At 60.7% G+C, this 17,117-nt stretch carries 15 protein-coding genes; 9 read left to right on the forward strand and 6 right to left on the reverse strand.

What is annotated here, in order from left to right; all coding sequences use genetic code 11:
* Positions 1-1,047 (forward strand): glutathione synthase, encoded by a 1,047-nt coding sequence (locus tag IQ26_RS32050; RefSeq protein ID WP_145722383.1) that lies wholly within the window; start codon positions 1-3, stop codon positions 1,045-1,047.
* 317 nt (positions 1,048-1,364) lie between these two features.
* Here the strand turns inward: IQ26_RS32050 and IQ26_RS32055 are convergent, their stop codons facing one another.
* The gene (locus IQ26_RS32055) at positions 1,365-2,471 is read right to left on the reverse strand and encodes an AraC family transcriptional regulator (protein ID WP_240547331.1); all 1,107 of its coding nucleotides are present in this window, start codon (positions 2,469-2,471) and stop codon (positions 1,365-1,367) included.
* Between the two features lie 70 nt (positions 2,472-2,541).
* Here IQ26_RS32055 and IQ26_RS32060 point away from each other — a divergent pair, with 70 nt between their 5' ends.
* Positions 2,542-3,336: a methyltransferase domain-containing protein gene (locus tag IQ26_RS32060; RefSeq protein WP_145722384.1), complete on the forward strand. Its 795-nt coding sequence runs from the start codon at positions 2,542-2,544 to the stop codon at positions 3,334-3,336.
* A gap of 482 nt (positions 3,337-3,818) precedes the next feature.
* Here IQ26_RS32060 and IQ26_RS32065 read toward each other — a convergent pair whose 3' ends face one another.
* Positions 3,819-5,495 carry a winged helix-turn-helix domain-containing tetratricopeptide repeat protein gene (locus IQ26_RS32065; protein ID WP_145722385.1) on the reverse strand — a complete coding sequence of 559 codons (1,677 nt, stop codon included), beginning with the start codon at positions 5,493-5,495 and terminating at the stop codon, positions 3,819-3,821.
* Positions 5,496-5,700: 205 nt separating this feature from the next.
* Between IQ26_RS32065 and IQ26_RS32070 the strand changes: the two genes are divergently transcribed.
* From IQ26_RS32070 to IQ26_RS32080, 3 genes are all read left to right on the forward strand, one after another.
* A complete protein-coding gene (locus IQ26_RS32070; RefSeq protein WP_145722386.1) occupies positions 5,701-6,006 on the forward strand; it encodes a hypothetical protein in 306 nt (101 codons plus the stop codon).
* Between the two features lie 198 nt (positions 6,007-6,204).
* A complete protein-coding gene (locus IQ26_RS32075; RefSeq protein ID WP_145722387.1) occupies positions 6,205-6,504 on the forward strand; it encodes a hypothetical protein in 300 nt (99 codons plus the stop codon).
* The gene (locus tag IQ26_RS32080; RefSeq protein ID WP_145722388.1) at positions 6,504-6,935 is read left to right on the forward strand and encodes a PIN domain-containing protein; all 432 of its coding nucleotides are present in this window, start codon (positions 6,504-6,506) and stop codon (positions 6,933-6,935) included. The genes IQ26_RS32075 and IQ26_RS32080 overlap by 1 nt, the downstream gene beginning before the upstream one ends.
* Before the next feature lie 172 nt (positions 6,936-7,107).
* Here IQ26_RS32080 and IQ26_RS32085 read toward each other — a convergent pair whose 3' ends face one another.
* Positions 7,108-8,313 carry a glycosyltransferase family 4 protein gene (locus tag IQ26_RS32085; protein ID WP_145722389.1) on the reverse strand — a complete coding sequence of 402 codons (1,206 nt, stop codon included), beginning with the start codon at positions 8,311-8,313 and terminating at the stop codon, positions 7,108-7,110.
* A gap of 216 nt (positions 8,314-8,529) precedes the next feature.
* Between IQ26_RS32085 and IQ26_RS32090 the strand changes: the two genes are divergently transcribed.
* The 3 genes from IQ26_RS32090 to IQ26_RS32100 are packed head-to-tail and all read left to right on the forward strand — an operon-like array spanning position 8,530 to position 11,758.
* A complete protein-coding gene (locus tag IQ26_RS32090) occupies positions 8,530-10,197 on the forward strand; it encodes a DUF4214 domain-containing protein (RefSeq protein ID WP_240547332.1) in 1,668 nt (555 codons plus the stop codon).
* The gene (locus IQ26_RS32095) at positions 10,194-10,397 is read left to right on the forward strand and encodes a hypothetical protein (RefSeq protein ID WP_145722390.1); all 204 of its coding nucleotides are present in this window, start codon (positions 10,194-10,196) and stop codon (positions 10,395-10,397) included. The genes IQ26_RS32090 and IQ26_RS32095 overlap by 4 nt, the downstream gene beginning before the upstream one ends.
* Positions 10,394-11,758 (forward strand): glycosyltransferase family 4 protein, encoded by a 1,365-nt coding sequence (locus IQ26_RS32100; protein WP_145722391.1) that lies wholly within the window; start codon positions 10,394-10,396, stop codon positions 11,756-11,758. Before IQ26_RS32095 ends, IQ26_RS32100 begins: the two co-directional genes overlap by 4 nt.
* Here the strand turns inward: IQ26_RS32100 and IQ26_RS32105 are convergent.
* The 3 genes from IQ26_RS32105 to IQ26_RS32115 all read right to left on the reverse strand — a co-directional run bounded on the left by IQ26_RS32105 (position 11,671) and on the right by IQ26_RS32115 (position 16,064).
* On the reverse strand, positions 11,671-13,755 hold the full coding sequence (locus tag IQ26_RS32105; protein ID WP_240547333.1) for an oxidoreductase: 2,085 nt from the start codon (positions 13,753-13,755) through the stop codon (positions 11,671-11,673). The two genes, IQ26_RS32100 and IQ26_RS32105, sit on opposite strands and share 88 nt — an antisense overlap.
* 173 nt (positions 13,756-13,928) lie before the next feature.
* Positions 13,929-14,681, reverse strand: a complete 753-nt coding sequence (locus IQ26_RS32110) for an FkbM family methyltransferase (protein ID WP_145722392.1) — start codon at positions 14,679-14,681, stop codon at positions 13,929-13,931.
* Positions 14,682-15,446: 765 nt separating this feature from the next.
* Positions 15,447-16,064, reverse strand: a complete 618-nt coding sequence (locus IQ26_RS32115; protein WP_145722393.1) for a methyltransferase domain-containing protein — start codon at positions 16,062-16,064, stop codon at positions 15,447-15,449.
* Positions 16,065-16,551: 487 nt separating this feature from the next.
* On the opposite strand from IQ26_RS32115, the gene IQ26_RS32120 reads away from it, so the two are divergent.
* The coding region (locus tag IQ26_RS32120) for an acyltransferase family protein (protein WP_162458132.1) at positions 16,552-17,117 on the forward strand (566 nt) is incomplete at its 3' end.

A 17,117-nucleotide genomic window follows, 5' to 3' on the forward strand; every position in this document is an offset into this window, starting at 1 on the left:
ATGCGCATTGCATTCTTTGTCAATTCGATCGAAACCGAAACACCCCACTATACGACCACCGTGCTCGCACTGGGGGCGCTCAGCCGCGGTCACGAAATCTCCTATCTGACGCCCGACGATTTCGTGCTGCGTCCCGACGACAGCCTCATGGTCCGCGCGATCACTTTGCCGAGCTCGACGTACAAGAAGCCGGAGACGCTGTACAAGGATTTGCAGAGCGACAGGACCGAGATCAAGACGATCGACGTTCGCGAGATCGACATCATCTTTCTGCGGAACGACCCCTCGCTGGACGCCGCCGATCGCCCGTGGGCAGTGAATGTCGGCGCGATCTTCGGGCGCCTTGCGGCCGAGCGCGGCGCGCTCGTCGTCAACGATCCGGCTGGGCTGACCCTGGCTCAAAACAAGCTCTACTTCCAGGGCTTTCCCAAAGCCGTGCGACCGGTCACGCTGATTTCCAAGAGCATCGAAGAGATCCGCGCCTTCATCAAGCAGCAGCCCAAAGGCGCTATCGTCAAGCCACTGCAGGGATCCGGCGGCAGGAACGTCTTCAAGATCGACTCGGCAAAGGACGCCAACCTCAACCAGATCTTCGAAGCGGTCAGCGGGGAAGGCTATCTGATCGCGCAGGGCTACCTGCCCGAAGCCAAGGCCGGCGATGTCCGTCTCTTCGTGATGAATGGAAAGCCGCTGGAGCGCGACGGCAAATATGCCGCCTTTCGCCGCGTGCCTGCAAAGGGCGAGGTTCGCTCCAACATCCACGTCGCGGGCACCGCCGAGAGGGTGGAGGTAACGAACACTATGCTTTCCGTGGCCGAGATGGTGCGACCGAAACTCGTTCAGGACGGGATGTTCCTCGTTGGGCTCGATATTGTCGGAGACAAGCTCCTGGAGATCAACGTCTTCACTCCAGGCGGGCTTTCGGGCATGTCGGAAATGTACAAGACAAATTTCGCCGAGAGCGTGATCATCTCCCTCGAAAACAAGCTTTCAATACGAGCCGCTTATCCCGCCTCGATGTCGAATCGAGAACTCGCGGCATTGTGAAATCCTGACGCTTGGTACTGTTTGTGAAAGGCGGAAATGGCTGATTTCGTGCCGTTCAATTGTCGACTGGAAACGAGCAGCCAGCGCCATAACACGACCTTCAGGGCGCTCGTTCAAAGCTGCCCTTCGCGCATCGGCTTGGGTCGACCCAACCTTGACTTTCGTGATGCTTGTCGCAAACCTCCGCAATGCAAGAGCATCGCGACTAAGCGACCCGGTGTCGTCTCCATTGGGCAGGCGCGCTTGACTGGACGCAAGGGATTGGCGAACGCGTGGCAGCCCGACTGCGTCGCCTTTTGGATTTCCATCGTCAGGGATCAGCGTGATCCCATGGCATTGTGGCGCCACGCAGCAGGCGACAGGCCGACGGCCTTCTTGAAGGACCTGCTGAACGCTGCCTCCGATTCATAACCGATCTCACGGCCCACCGCGGCGACCTTCATGGGACTGTCGGCGAGAAGACGCGCGGCGATCTGCATGCGCCAGAGCGTCAGGTACTGCATCGGCGCATGGCCAACGAGATGGGTGAAGCGTGCCGCCAGCGCCGCACGCGACATGCAAGCCCGGCGCGCCAGTTCATTCAGAGACCACGGATATGCGGGTTGCTCGTGGAGCATGACCAGAACCTTGCCGATCGAGGGGTCCCGCAGGCCTGAAAGCCAGCCGGTCTCGTGGGCCGGCAGGATCTCCAGATACTGCCGCATCACTTCCACGAAGATGAGCTCGCTCAGCCTCAGGCGGATGGTCTCGCCGCCGAGCCGAGGCCGGCGCGCCTCGGCAAGGGTGAGGTCGATGAGGTGGCTCAGCAGGTCGTCACCTCCGCCGCGGGTCCGCCTGACACGCAAAAGCCGCGGCAGCGTCGATAGCACGGGATTGAAGGGCTGCATGTCACAGCCGAGAAAGCCGCACACAAACTCGCTTTGCGGCTCGCCACCGCCGCCTTCCTTGCTGACGAAGGGCAGCCTGCCGGCTGCCATGTTCCGGAACCAATCTATTGTCGCTTCGGCATCGAATTCCGGCGGCTGGTCGGGCTCGCTCAGCATCGAATAGGGATCGCCATGTGGAAACACCAGCACGTCCCCTGCCTCGAACCAGGTGGACGCGCCACCGGTTATCTTCGCCCAGCCCACGCCCTTCAGGATGATGTGATAGGACACCACGTGCTGCGCGCGTGGAAGGATGACGGAAGAAAACGCCTCCGCGCGGGGCACCTCCACACCCCAGGGAAAAGACGCATCCACCAGGAAGAAGAGCGCCCCCGTCAGCTTGACGGTGCGCAGGACGTCGGAAAGCGGATCCGTGCCATGCGCTTTGCATGTGGCAGGCGACCCCAACGTTGTCGAAGCATCGGCCGACCGCTCTGCACGCAGCATCATAGACGATGCGGCAAGCGACGAAGACGTATGGTCATGGGCCTGCACCATGCCGAAGCATACCCTGTGTGCGCTGGCATATCCATCGGATGTGCCCGGCGATCAGGATGGAGACAAGACCATGAGCATGCTCGAGCAGGTACGCAGTCCAGCGGAAATCTATGATGCTCATTTCGTGCCGGCGCTTTTTACCCAATGGGGGCCGGTTGTCGCCGCGGAAGCCGGGGTGCGCGAGGGTGACCGCGTGCTCGATGTGGCCTGCGGCACTGGCGCGCTGACCCTCGCGGCGGCCGGGATCGCCGGCCCTTCAGGCTCGGTTGTCGGCCTCGACGCCAATCCGGAAATGCTCGCTGTGGCGCGCCGCAAGCCTGTGCAGATCGAATGGCTGGAAGGCATGGCCGAGTCGCTGCCGTTGCCGGACAGCAGCTTCGATGCCGTCGTCAGCCAGTTCGGCTTCATGTTCTTCGAGGACAAGCCGCAGGCGCTTCGCGAGATGGTGCGCGTCTTGAAGCCTGGCGGCCGGCTGGCGGTTGCCGTGTGTGACGCGGTGGAGAACTCACCGGGCTATGGCGCCTTCGCGCTGTTGCTTGACCGTCTCTTCGGCAGACAGGTGGGCGACGCCTTCCGCGCGCCCTTCAGCATGGGCGATGCGGGGCAGCTGCATGAAATCTGCCGCGTGGCGGGCATCGAGGATGCCGAGGTCGTGCAGCGCAACGGAAAGGTGCGCTTCAAATCGATCGATGCCCTCGTATCCACCGAGCGCGCCTGCGTGTGGACGCTAGGCGGCGTGCTCACCGACAAACAGTTCGAGCGGCTTCTGAAAGAATCGAAGACAACGCTCAGGCCCTTCGTGATCAATGGCGGGACCGTCGAGTTCGACATGCCGTCGCTCATCATAAGGGCGCGGAAAACGTAGGGCGGACAAGTTTGGTGTCGGGCTCGGGGCACAGGCCGCCAGTGCGCGGATACTCGAGCTCACATAGCGACGGTGCCGCGGTTGCCACATAAGATCGGATTAATTGGTCGCTCAATGCAGCTCTCACCTCGCCTCGCCACGGCTTCATTGGCGGGCAGGCCTATTTGAACTGGCTGAGATCAGACCTCGTCGGTCACCACGTGTAGGTCGGGAAACTGGCGATGCTGGCTCATTGCTGCATCTCGGCCGAACCGCAAGCTTACACCCCACCCAGTCCTTCCACGCATCATTTCTGGCGTTCTGCGGCTCAGGTGTTTGAACCAACAGGACGCGCCAGTTCCAGAAGTTCGGGGGGTCGAGCGCACTATGGCGCAAGTCGGACGCATTGCCGACTTTTCCCGGGACCCAATTGTCTTGCCCGAGCAAGCATGTATGACCCTTTAGCGGCAATTGGCTTCTGCCGGGAAGCATTCGGTCGGCCGTCACTCCGGCAACCCCGCGATCCGCATGTGTCCGATCCAGCGTTCGAGGCTTCCGGGGGCGGTCCATATCTTCTCCCACTCCCTGCGCTCCTTGCTGATCGATTCGCCGGGCGAGTTCTGGAGGAAAACCGCAAGCGCTTCCTTTGCCTCCCGCTCGTTTCCCAGACAAGCGTGGATCCCAGCAAGCATTCGGTATGCGCCGCTCAGGATTCTGGACATTTTGCGCATCGCCGTCAGCGCAGCCTCGCAATCGTACTTTTCCCAGAGCGCCCAGCCCATCTGCCAGTGGAACCAGTCGGGGTGGAAAGGATCGACGCCCTTGGCCTGCTCGATCCGGTCGATCGCTTCGTCGATGCGGCCGACATACAGCAGCGGGTCCGTACTGCCGACGAGGATATTCGAGTTGCTGGGATTCAGGGCGATCGCCTGATCGAACCGCGCAAGGGCCTGCTCGATCTCTCCGGCCTCGGTGTGGATGCGGGCGCGGACATGATGCGCCTCGGCATCGTCGGGAGCGAGCAGGATAGCCTTGTCGGCGTATTCGGCGGCGCGCTTCAATGCCTCGTCCCGGTCATGTTCCTGCTCATGCCACCCGAATACAGCATCAAAGCGATAGGACCAGGCCAGCCCGATATAGCCGAACTGGGCGTTCGGATCCGCTTCGATCGCCTTGAGGCTGAACTGCCGCAGCAGCTCGCTTCCCGCGGCAGAGTTATCCTTGCGGATCTCGGCAATCCCCATCAGGTGATAGCGGAGCGCACTGACCTGCGCGGCGCCGCTCTGTGGCAAGGGTCGCTCGATCCTGCGCCCGACCCGATCCGCAAGCGTGCGGATGATCTCCTCTTGGACGACGAAAAGATCGCCGATTTCCCGGTTGTAGGTGTTGGCCCAGAGATGCGATCCGTCGTGCGCATTCAGCAACTGGGCGGTCACTTTGAGCCGGTCTCCGATCTTCTGCTGGCTGCCTTCGAGCAGGTAGTCGACGCCGAGTTCATCTCCGATCTGCCTGGTGTCGACCGGCTGGTCGCGGTACTTGAAGCTCGAGTTCCGGGCGATGACGGCATATGTCTTGCTCCGCGATAGCTCGGTGATGATCCCCTCGGCGACGGCATCGCCGAGATATCCCCTGTCCCCACCGGCACTCATGTCGTCGAAGGGAAGGACCGCAATCCTCGGCATGTCGGTCGAACGGACCGGCGCAGCACGCCATATTTCCGCGCCGTAATATGCGCCGATCGCTGCCGCAACGAGAACGATTGCAGCAAGAATGAAGCCGCGTCGCGAGGATCGTGTCTTGGCACGTTCCGTGCCGGCTGCGGCGTTTGGGTCCGCCGCGTCCGACGGATCGGCATTCAGTCGGTAGCCTCTCTTTGGGACGGTTTCCACGATCACGTGCGCGTCGTCGCCCAACGCGCGGCGAATATCGGCAATGCATTGAGTGAGGCTGTCGTCGGTCACGAAGGTATCGGGCCAGACCGCCTGCATCAGCGCATCCTTGGACACGATTTCGCCCGGTCGCGCCGCGAGCACGGAGAGCACCTCGGCGGACTGGCTGCGAAGATTGACCGCTTTGCCTTCGACGGTTCGGAGTTCTTTGCTTTTCGTCAGGAAGACAAAACCGTCGACCGAGATCATTTCAGCAGATTTCGGGTCAATTTCAGGAGCCTTTCGGGACATTTCACCCTCCTGGCGCGCTTCCTAGTTTAGCCCATTCGGCCGTCGCTTCCAAGCGATCCCACCAGCACCGGATTGGAAAGCAGGAAGACATGAAACGCACCAGGCTCATCATCGCTCTCGCTCTTCTTTTGGCAGCGCAAATGGCAGCAAAAGGGGATACCCGCATCTGCGGCCCTGACCATGTCAGGGAGATTAGGGGATAACGATGGAACAGTTTCTTTTAATTACCCTTCTGTTAAACTTTGATGGCACTGTAGTAGTTGGCAATCATGAAAATGGCTTCCCTCCCAAGGTGTTAGTTTCAGAGGCGGAATGCAAACATCTGAAACACCAATATGAATTTGTCGGGCCTCCTTTTGGTCTTGAATATCTGTCAACCGCTTACATCTGTGAGAGGAAATTGATTATTGCTTCTGGTTACAATGCTCAGATGACGTCCATCCCAACCCCGAAGGTTACTATGTCGCCAGCCTCAGGGAGCAAGTCAGCGAAGACCCTCGCATCATCCTGAGCACGAGCGACGAGTTCTATCTCATCACCCGACCGGCCGCGACCCCCGATATGGGCACGTCGAAGGCGCTGTTGCTGATGCACTAACGTACCGTGAAGTACCTCTTCGTGCCGGTCATTCGGCGCGACACACTTTGTTCACGATCGTTGAAAGCGTCGCGGCGTGCGGCTATATTACTGGAGATACTAGGAGGTGACAGTGGGCAGCTCGCAGAAACGTGCGATTCAGAACTATCGATCTCGGCTCAGCGAGCGCGGTTTGGCGCGCTTCGAGGTGCTCGGTCGCTATGCCGATCGCGACCTCATTCGATCAATGGCGCGCCGCTTGGCAGAAGACGGCCCGGATGCCTCGCGCCTCCGCGCGGTTGTCAGCCAGACCATCGCCGGTGAACCGCCGAAGAGAGGCGGCATCATGGCTGCGCTCCGTCGCTCCCCGCTTGTTGGCGCCGATCTCGACCTCACCCGTCCCCGCGAAGAAGGACGTGAAATCGAAATCTGATGCGCTACCTGCTCGATACCAACATCATCAGCAACATCACGAAGCCAGTTCCTTCCGAGTCTCTTCTTGCGTGGATGGGCGCGCAAATAGACGAGGATCTGTTCATTGCCTCGCTGACAGTTGCCGAAATCCGCCGGGGCGTTCTGGAGAAGCCGGCGGGCAAGCGGCGCGATCGGCTCGAAGCCTGGTTCTCAGGACCTGAGGGACCGCAAGCCCTGTTCGCTGGTCGCGTGCTCCCCTTCGACGAGAGCGCCGGCCTGGTCTGGGCGCGTCTCATGGCGGACGGAAAAGCGCAGGGTCGACCTCGTAGCGCCCTGGACACCATCATAGCCGCCGTCGCCGAATCCCATGAATGCACCCTCGTCACCGACAACGAAGGGGATTTCGCAGGGGTAGAAATCGTGAACCCTGTGCGGGCATCGGGCACCTAAGACCACGACGAGCACGCGCGATGATTTTCGGAAACCGACGCTGGCCCCATTTGCGCAGCGCGCCGGATACATCTGCGCCTATCCCGATTGCCGCCAGCTTACGATCGGTCCTTCTGACGACTGCCAGTCCGGCTTGACCATGGTCGGCGTCGGCTTGGCGACGGCACGATCATCAGGCGCGGTTTTTAGAGCGACCGCCCGTTCGGCCTGAGACACCTCCAACAATACTGGCTGCGGCCGAAAGTTGCTCATTGGGGCTGCATTCGACTTCCCCAACTGGTGGCGGCACCGGAAGTCCATCCACGCTGGCCATCAGCTCCAAATACCGCTGAGCCGACGCGGCCCACTGGAATCGGGCCGCCCTTGCGCGACCACGTGCGATCAACTTGGTCCTGAGGCCTTCTTCGTGGACCAGGCGCATGAAACAATCGAACCATGCATTCTCGTCACCAGGTGATGCGTACAAAACCGCATCCCCGCCGATTTCGGGCAGACTGGCACGGTCTGACATGACCACCGGACATCCCAGCGCCATGGCTTCGAGCGGCGGCAGTCCGAACCCCTCAACCAAGGAGGGGAACGCCAGACATAGACAGTCGCGCAAAAGTGCACCGAGTTCCGCGTCCGACCTTCTTCCCAGCCAGATGACGTTCGGCGACGCCTTGTTGCCGATGCTGCCAAAGACACGCGGCGTTGATGCGCCGACGACAACAATTTGTAGCCCCGCCGCGGCAAGTCGGTCGTGCATGCCGATGATCAAACCGACATTTTTGTGCGGGATAGAACTGCCAAGCACGACGATCGTACCAGGACCGGCGACTGCCAGGGTTTGTTGCGAGTGACGAGGGGTCCATCGCAGCGCATGTTCGTGGCCGTTGCTTACAACCTCGACCCTTGCCGCCGCACACACGCCATGACGCGTCAGCTCGCCTGCGGAGTACTGCGACACCGTTGCAATCCTAAGCGCGGTCCTGCCCAGGGCCGGGACCAAGGTGCGGTAAAGAAGCCGAAACGGAAGTGAATAGCTCTGCGGGCATGTTCTGGTATTGACATCGTGAATGCACAGGACCTGCCGGCGTACGGCCAGGGGACCCGTATTGCAGAGGCTGAGCAGGCCGCCGCGAAGATAGGCCGGAAGCACAGCTTGTTCCCACGCATGCCCGCCGAAGCTGCCGACAGTCCGGACACGGATTGCGGCCAAGGGCAATTTGTCAAGCACCCCCGGCGGAACCAGCAGCTCGACGGCCAGATCCCGTGCCAAGGGAGCTTGGCCGACGATCAGGGCATCCAGCGCCGAAACGATCTCGCGTGCATAGCGCTGAACTCCGGTGGTCGGCTGCGCGAGAAAACGGCCGTTAATCGTCCAATGTCGTGTCATCGCGAACCACGTCCGGGCGACATTCGGTCGCCAGCGCCATGCATCAGTTCCGCGACTTTGGATGACCAAGACGGCCGGGTCATCTTGGTCTTTGGGACATAACCGGGCGTTTTCCCAAAAGGCTTTCCGGCAGCTCTCATCCGAATGGCGTGGCAAATCCTGGGCGCTTACGCCAAATGTTTGAGGTTCCGCTTGGCGCGGCAATGGTAGACTGCATTGGGCAGTGCGGCAGATCCAGAAATCGTCGTGCTTGGATGGATGTCAGGGCAAAGTTCAGCCAATGGAGTGAAGCCGCATGATATCTTGTGCAAGACAAGCAAGTTCGAGCTAATGCAGCGGCAGGCCAATCGATCGCGACCAAGTCCAATTGGACGGGTGGTCGCCGCGACCAGGCGTTTGTGGACAACCCTGGCATGTTTGCTGGGCATGACAGTCTCGGCCCCAGCAGACCTCCTCTGGGGGGTAAATGGCCATCCCTTCAATGCTTACCCCGGAATATCGATCGAACAGCAGCTCGATTACGTCCGCGACCTCGGCATGACCTCGTATCGCGTCAACATTTCCAGCGCCGACAGCGCCACCAAACTTGCCGAACTGGTCAAGGCGGGCAAGGAGCGCGGAGTCCAGATCCTGCCGGTCATCACGCCCGAACTGGACCTCGACAATGGAAGCGTCGATGACCTCTATGCGCAGGCCTATGAACTCGCATCGACACTCGTATCCCGCTTCAAGGACGATATCCGCGTCTGGGAGCTTGGCAACGAGATGGAGAACTATGCGATCTTGATGCCCTGCGAGATGCAAGACAACGGCATACAGTACAACTGCTCCTGGGGACCTGCCGGCGGCACCCTGACATCCGACTATTTCAGTCCGCGCTGGGCGAAGGTGAGCGCGGTGCTGCGCGGTCTATCGGATGCAACCATCGCGGTGGATCCGACGATCAGAAAAGCCATGGGGACGGCTGGCTGGGGTCACCGTGCAGCGTTCACCCGCATGCTCCAGGACGGCATCCGATGGGATATTTCGGTCTGGCATCTTTACGAGGGTGACCCGGAGGAAGCGTTCAAATTCCTGGCGACATTCGGCCAACCCATCTGGCTGACAGAGTTCAATTACAATGGCGGCAGCCAACGCGGGGAAAAGCAGCAGGCCGAAGGTCTGGTCCAGACCATGACGCTCCTGCGCAGATATCAATCCCTATATGGATTGGAAGCTGCCCATATCTATGAACTGCTCGACGAGCCGTACTGGGCGCCAAGCCATGAGGCCTTCATGGGCCTCGTCCGCCTGAAGAAGCGCGACCATGGGCTATGGACGCCGAGCGGGCGAAAGCCGGCATATGATGCCGTAAGGAAGGTCATTGCCGACGGCAGCGCAGAACCCGGTTCGCCGACGGTCCCCACAGTGAGCTCGCCGCCTCCGGACCAGGCGTCGGTGCCCCCCGTTGCCGATGTCGGCACATTTCACCCCTGTTCGCTCGATGCGTTCGACAAGTCTGCCTTCAATCACGCCAATCAGGTTGCATATGCTTACTGTCTGGTCTTGCGTCGCATGCCGTCGCCGACCGAGCAGTGGCGCGAGGTCATTGCGATGAAGAAGGATCCGGCCATATTTCCATTACTGACGAAGCTGTTGCTTTCGGTTGAATTCAGGACTGAGAATCAGCCGGTTGGGCTTGGAAATAGGCGATACGTGACCCTTCTCTATCGGACGCTGCTGGGACGGGAGCCAGACAACAACGGGCTTTCGGTTTACGTATCGAAACTGGACATGGACGAGGCGAATGGCCAACAGATCGTGGCGGAATTGATCCATTCGTATGAGTTTCGCTCCAGACATGCGGTTCTGTTTCCCAGCGAGCCTCAGAAGGCGGTTCAATGAACGTTTTCGGCCGACAGGTCGTCAGCGGAACTGTTTGGTCAGCTGTCGAGACGTGGGGCCGACAGATCGCCATGTTCGGCGTGTTTGTGGTGCCGGCTCGCCACCTTGGCGCGGCAATTTATGCGGCAGCTTCCTTCGTACTGGTGCGCCCTGACCTGCTCAACGCAGGCAATTTTGTATTGAGGCTGAGGGCTCGATGAAGATCGTAATCCTGAGCCAGCCTTTTGATACGGTCACGCCCCCGATCCAGAACTCGATCGGTATTTGGACGTATGAAGTCGCCAGGCGGCTGGGTGCAGATTGCGACATGACCATAGTCGCCCGGCGCCTGCGCGGGATGCCGGCCCAGATGGAAATCGACGGCATCCGTTTCGAGCTGCTCAAATGTGCGCCGGCTCGCGCCTGGAGCATGGCATCCCACCTCTGGAGCCGTGTCTGGCCGCGATCGCCGCTGGTCGCACAAAGTCTCTATGCCTTCGACTATCTCGCCCAGGCCATTCGCACGATACGCCGTCTCTCGCCCGACGTGGTCCACATCCAGAATTTTCCGCAATACGTGCCGGCCATTCGACGGGCGGCGCCGCAAGCAGCAATCGTGTTGCACATGCATTGTGACTGGCTTGCGGAACTTGACCGCAATGCGATGAAACAAGCGCTCGCCGCCACCGATCTCGCCGTCGGGTGCTCTGAGCATGTCGTGGCCGCGGCGCGCGCGCGCTTTGCTGAAATGGACACAAACTTCGCAGTCCTGCCGAACGGAGCGCCCGCGAACCAGGACGTCACTGCCGTCGCACGAATACCGGGAAAGGTTTTGTTCGTCGGCCGTGTGTCATCCGAAAAAGGCATCCACACGCTGATCGAAGCCTGGCAGAGCGTTGTTGCAGCCTGTCCTGAAGCCCGCCTTGAGATTGTCGGCCCGTCGGCAACTCTGCCTCGTGAGTTCCTGATTGACCTGAGCACGGACCGTGACGTCCGGGATCTCGCTCGCTTCTACCGGGGCGGTAGCGCATACCTCGGTTCCTACGACGCCGCGCTGCGTGCGATGATAGCACCAGCGATCGCTCCGACCATCAGTTTCGCTGGCACGCAACCCTACAAGAAATTGGTCGAGCGATATGCCGAAGCATCGCTTGTCGTAAATCCCTCGCTCAGCGAGTCCTTCGGAATGAGCCTGATCGAGGCGCTGTCCAATGGCACTCCTGTCGTAGCCACGCGCGTCGGTGGCATGACGGAGATCATGGAAGCCACCGGCGGCGGCGTGTTGGTTGAGAAGAACGACCCGAATGCATTGGCAGCCCAGATCATCGGCCTTCTTGGAGATCCAGCGCGAGCGGCGAAACTGGGACGCCGGGGAGCCGCGCGGGTCGCCGATCTCTATGCGTGGGAAAAAATAGCCCAGTCGACCCGGAACCTTTATGACAAGGCCATCGCCACCCACAGTTCACGGCTCGGAAAGCGAAACCGCTCTTTCGCTCAGCGCCTGGCCTTGAACGAGGTGAACACCGAGCCCGTGTCATCTCCCCATTCCCAGTTGACGGCGAGCCCGACCCGCAGAATTTGAAGGGCAGCATCGTCGGGATAGATGTCGGTCAGGCTTCGCTGCATCACCAGTTCGTCGTCGATCAGGATTGCAAATCGATTTCCGTCGAATGCAGCGCGCATGCGAAAGCATTTTCCCCAAACCACTTTGTCCGCCACATTGGTCCAGACCGCGTCATAAAGTTCCTCGAAGCCGAGCCGCTTGATGAACACCGAAATCGAGGCCCCCTGGTAGACATCGTCGAGCCAGGTCGTGACACAGACGTAGTTGTCGCTGTCTTGCCAGAAAAGCAGTCCTGCCCGGCTGCGCTGATCTTGGCCTCGACGCTCCCCAGGAGGCTCGATTGTAACCTCAAGATCGCTGAACCCCGGTAGATCCCAAGGCAGCGAATAGAATGTCCGACCCGGGTTCGGTCTGTGCACGCTCGCGCGCACATGGGCGCTGCCCAGCCCGTCGACGTCGATGACCCCGGTTCCCAGTGTTCTTGCCCATTGTCCACCGCCGAGCTCCGTCGTGCGGCGATCCAATTCGCCGGCGGTGCCGGTAAAATCGTCGGCGTAAGACAAGCTTGCTCCGAGTTGGTTCCAGGATGCCTCCAGAGGCGCCATCAATGGGATGGGAACTTCGCAAGGATGAGCCTCGAAACTATGCCAACGCGGCTCGCTGTCGGCGCTTGTCCATACACCTACCCCGGTAGCATCCTCGGCTGAACCAGCCGCAGCGGGCAGGTCGAAAAGACGAGCCCCATCCAGAAAGCAGCTCACCTGACCGTCCCAGTCGAGAATCTGGACCGAATGGGTGGAACGCTCGCGCAAGGCATGTGCCGTATCCGTCGCGATCGTCGTTTCTTTGCCCGATTGCCTGCTGACCAAAGTGCATCCGAGCGTCGAGAGTTTCAGCAGCCAGAAATTGTGCTTGTCCCGAAACCGCCAGACGAGCCCACATACATCCGAGTCCGCGCTGATCTCCAGCAGCCCATGGATCAATCCTGAAGGGCGGCCGGGATCGATGACGGACAGATTGTCGCCAGCGTCCTGCAAGAAACGCCACCGCCCTCCGGTTTCGGCAGTCTGCCCCGGCAAGCCTTCCATAAGTGCATCGGCAGCGTGGGCGGTGCCAAACTTCGTAGAAAATTCAGGCAGCCTCCCGACATGAACCGCCTGAACGCGTGTGTCGACGCGAAACCCGATCTGGCCAAGCGCTGACTGGTGAACGCCCGCAAACAGCTTTTCGTCCTTGTTGAAAGGATCGATCGCAATTGGACGCATCATCGGAAAAGCAGCGAGCCCATGAGCTTTCTGGTCGGCGGCCGCATAATAGACAGCGCCCTGCTCCCGCAACGCCACGACATAGTAGACATGAAGGTTCTTTAGACGCCGGAACGCACTCAGGCATTGCTTTCCCACACGCGCCCACAGCTCGCCATTTTCACCTTCGGCGGCGTGCATGACAAAGCCGCACCCCTCTTCCACGGGATTGACCGGCGCCTCGCTGGGGAACCAACCGACAGCCAGGTTCTCGTTGATGTTCGGCCCGCGGTAGGTCCTGGAGGTGCTAAGCACCCACCACCAAAAACGGCGAAGGGTGAGCCTCTTCCGTGGCGCACGCATCAACGAAACCAGACGGCCGGGCCATGGGTCGATGCCCGGTCCCCGCAGCCAACGGTAGACTCGCCTGGCGATGTCTTCAGGCAGTGGCGATCCCTGTGATGTGTTGTGGCCGTTGGTGATAGAGACCAACAGCACCAGACCAGCCTCTCGCTGAAAGGGACCATAGGAAATCCCTTGCCGGCCCCAGCCTGGCCTGACGAGTGGCTGGAAACGAAGTGCGCCGTGATCGATCGCGATCTGGCGTTCGATGTCGCGTCCTCGCCTGACCCCTCCCTTTGTCGCCAAGGTCCCTATCACCGTGCCGCGGGTGCGATCGTCCTGAAAACTATCTGCGACAAGAATCTCCGGTCCGACAACGCCGGACTCGGCCTGTTCAGCAGGTGCTGCCCAGTCATGACGGTGCAACAATTAAGACCTCCTCACGTCGTCATTGGCTGCGCGAGACTCGTGCGAGACTTTCCAAGGCATCGATGACGTATCGCCGGCCCAGCAGAAGTCGCGCACCGCTTCTCTTGTCCGTCTTGATCGCGCTTGCTGTGCCTTTGCATGGGATCCCTGTGATGGCTCCACCAAGATGACTCTCAAGTGTCCATCGGTTGCGCGAAGACGTGTTCGACCTGCCATTCCCGATTGTCATAGGAGGCTGGCAGCGATTTCAATGCGTAGCCTGCGGCAGTGAGGAATTCCGCGATCCTTCGGGCCTTGCGGTCAAGCCCCTCGCGCGTTGCGTCGTCGACCTCATAAATCACCTTCGGGCGGTGCCTACGCAGCGTTTGCGTCATACCGCCGAGGACGTCGATTTCGGCGCCTTCCACGTCGATCTTGACCAGCGAGGGCGGCCTGAGACCTCGGCGGGCGATGGCATCGTCGATAGCGACTATGCCGACTTCCAGGCGGCCACTCATGTCCGGCGGCGCTCCCGCCGAGGCAAGCGCCGCGCCGCCGATGTGATGAGCCAGGAGAAGCTGGCCACGGCCGGTTGTCGAGCCCGCGGCTTCGGCGAACACCCGTATCGTGTCGAACCCGCTGAGCCGCGCACTTTCTGCGACAGCTTCGGCGTTGCGGGGGACTGGTTCGAACGCATAGACTTGACCGCGCGGCCCGACGCGACGCGCGGCGATGAGACAAAAGAACCCGATATTCGCGCCAATGTCGAAAAAGGCATCCCCCGGCGCCAGGTTGGCCGTGATCGCCTGCTGGATGGGCGGTTCGTACGTGCCGCGAACAAAGTTCGGGTCGGCGCTCCGCGCCACGAGCTTGAGGCCGGCGGCCTCTCCCTTGGCTATGACGCGCGCATCGCAGAACATGCCGAGGAACTTGCCCGTCAATCTCACACGCTCTTCCTCACTCTGCGACGCCTCGGGACGCGGGCCAACCGTTGCCGCTCGCCGCAAGGGTGGCAGATTGTGCGCCCGGGATCGAGCCCGACAACGGTGGCCGCCTGCTACTTCCTCCGGCTAGTCGCTACTCCGATTGTCTCATTCCGGGGATACCTGCCCGGCCTGTCAGCCCGATGGGGCGGCGGCATCGTTGCGCCAGACATGGATCGCCTCGGGAGCCGAATGGATCTCCGGCCTTGCCGAGAAACGAGACGAACTGGAGATCGAGTTGATCGATCTTGGTGATTATCCGCTGCCGTTCCTCGAAGATGCCGTGCCGCCGGCCGGCGGACCTTCGCCGAACGCGCAGGTTCGCGCCTGCAACCAGCTTTGCTGGCCGGGGTCGCCATCGTCGAGCGCGCCGGACCCGAAAAGCTCCAGATGCTGCGTAGCCATACCGTCGGTGAGAACAGAACCCACTTCAGCAATCTTGCCGACAGGACAATGGCCCAAACTAGCCGGCCGCGACCGCCCGCGCAGTTGCAGTTAATTGAGAATCGGAGCGATTGTATTCGCACATTAAAGGCAAAGCCGATCGGAACCGCCGCATTCTTACGGTTAAGTGCCAAGCAACACCGAGGGCGAAGCCGACGGGTCGGCGCCGATCCGCGGTTGCCGATCCGCGTCGATCCTGCTCGCGCCCTAGCCGCGCGGAGGAAGGACGGGGAGGCTGATTTTCTGCTTGCAGCAAGGGGAGAAGGTCAGGCGGCGCCGGCAGCTTCATCCTGCCTTCCGCGCAAACGCCCAGACCATCAGCGGGTATTCCTCGTCGTTGGAGAGGTCGCGCCACATGCCGTAGGAGCGAACTGGTCCGCCGATATGGGCTTTTGCGCAGGCCTTGTTGCCCCAGCTGAACGCCTCTATGCCGGCTTCCGGAAAGCCGCCTTCGACCAGCAACTGCTTCAGGCCGGCGGGGGTCCAGCGGTTGTAATCGTGCGGCCTGGCATGCACCCTGAACAGGAACGGCGTCGCCACCATCGCCCAGCCGCCCGGCCTGGTCATGGCGTGGATATTTTTGGCCGCGGCCAGCGGCCGCTGCACATGCTCCAGCACCTGATCGGCGATGACGATCGCATATTGATTCTCGGTGCGGTCCTTGCAGATGTCGAATTCGGGAAAATCGACCGACGTGTAGTTGGAGCACAGCGTCTTCCAGTAGCGGTTCCAGCCGGGCGAAACCTCGATCACAGGGGAAGATTTTCGGCCGTCCGCTTCAAGAAACGCGGTGAATGCCTCGATTTGCCTGATGCGCAGCCAGTTGCGGGAGTCGTAGCCGAGCAGTCGTTTTGCAGCCTGTTTGCTGCGTCTTTTCAAGGCACTGGGTAGGCTCTCCGTCATCGTCACATCGACCTCCTTAAAGGCCCGCCGCGCCTCCCTTGAATATCGAATTCGACCTGACCGTCAAGAACCTCCGGGCTTCGAACAAGCCGACACCACCGAAGAAAGAATGCCATGACGAGCGATTCCCGTGCCCACGATAACCTGTCGCGACAGGCGGAACTGGAGACCGAGCGCAGCCAGTATGGGCTGTCTGGGAGGCCGTGTCTCAGGCCGGTTGTCTTCGCGGCACGATCCCAAAGGTCGTCACCAGAGAAGGCGATGTGTTGCCATCCGACCGGCGAGACACGGGCCAAGAGGTGTCCGGGGCAATTGCAATTTTCCTGTTTGTAGACACCCGCTCGGACCCCCCGACAATTTGGGGTTGTCAACCTTGCATGCTGCCACGCACAATGCCGGCGATCCGAAAAAGCCGACCGACCATCTGCGTCGATCGGGGTACTGGAGGCTCGCAATGCGCCAGACTTGGCCTGATGTCGCCAAGGGCGTGGGCATCGTTCTTGTCGTCCTGGCCCACGTTCTTACCCAAAGCCGCTGGCAATTGGCACCGGCGATCTATTTTGCGATCTCTCTCTTCTACATGCCGTTTTTCTTCGTCATATCCGGATATCTCTACACCGTTTCCGACAGAAAGGGTCTTCTTTCAAAGCGGGTGCATGGGCTGCTGATACCCTACGTGACATTTCTCAGCCTCGTCATCACCGGCATGCTTCTCGTTGATCTGCTTCGCGGCGACATACCGGCGCCCTGGCAAATCCGGGAACTCATGACGAACGCAATTCTGGGTGGAAGGTACCTGACCGGCGAACTTGGCATCTTCTGGTTCGTCACATGCCTTTTCGCGACCCAGATCATCTATAACGAGGTCGCGAAAAGGACTGCGGGGCCGACCGACCCGGCAATGTTAACCTTCGTTGCCGCGGCCGTCGTCCTTGCTTATATCATTCAGGCCTACTGGCCGGACGTGCGCTCGCCTCTCGCCCTGACCAACGTCCCGCTTGCCATCGGCGCCTTCTGGTTCGGACACGCCCTGCGAGAAAGCAGTTTCACCGC

It is taken from the genome of Mesorhizobium tianshanense, from assembly GCF_007830515.1.
GTDB classification, from domain to species: domain Bacteria; phylum Pseudomonadota; class Alphaproteobacteria; order Rhizobiales; family Rhizobiaceae; genus Mesorhizobium; species Mesorhizobium tianshanense.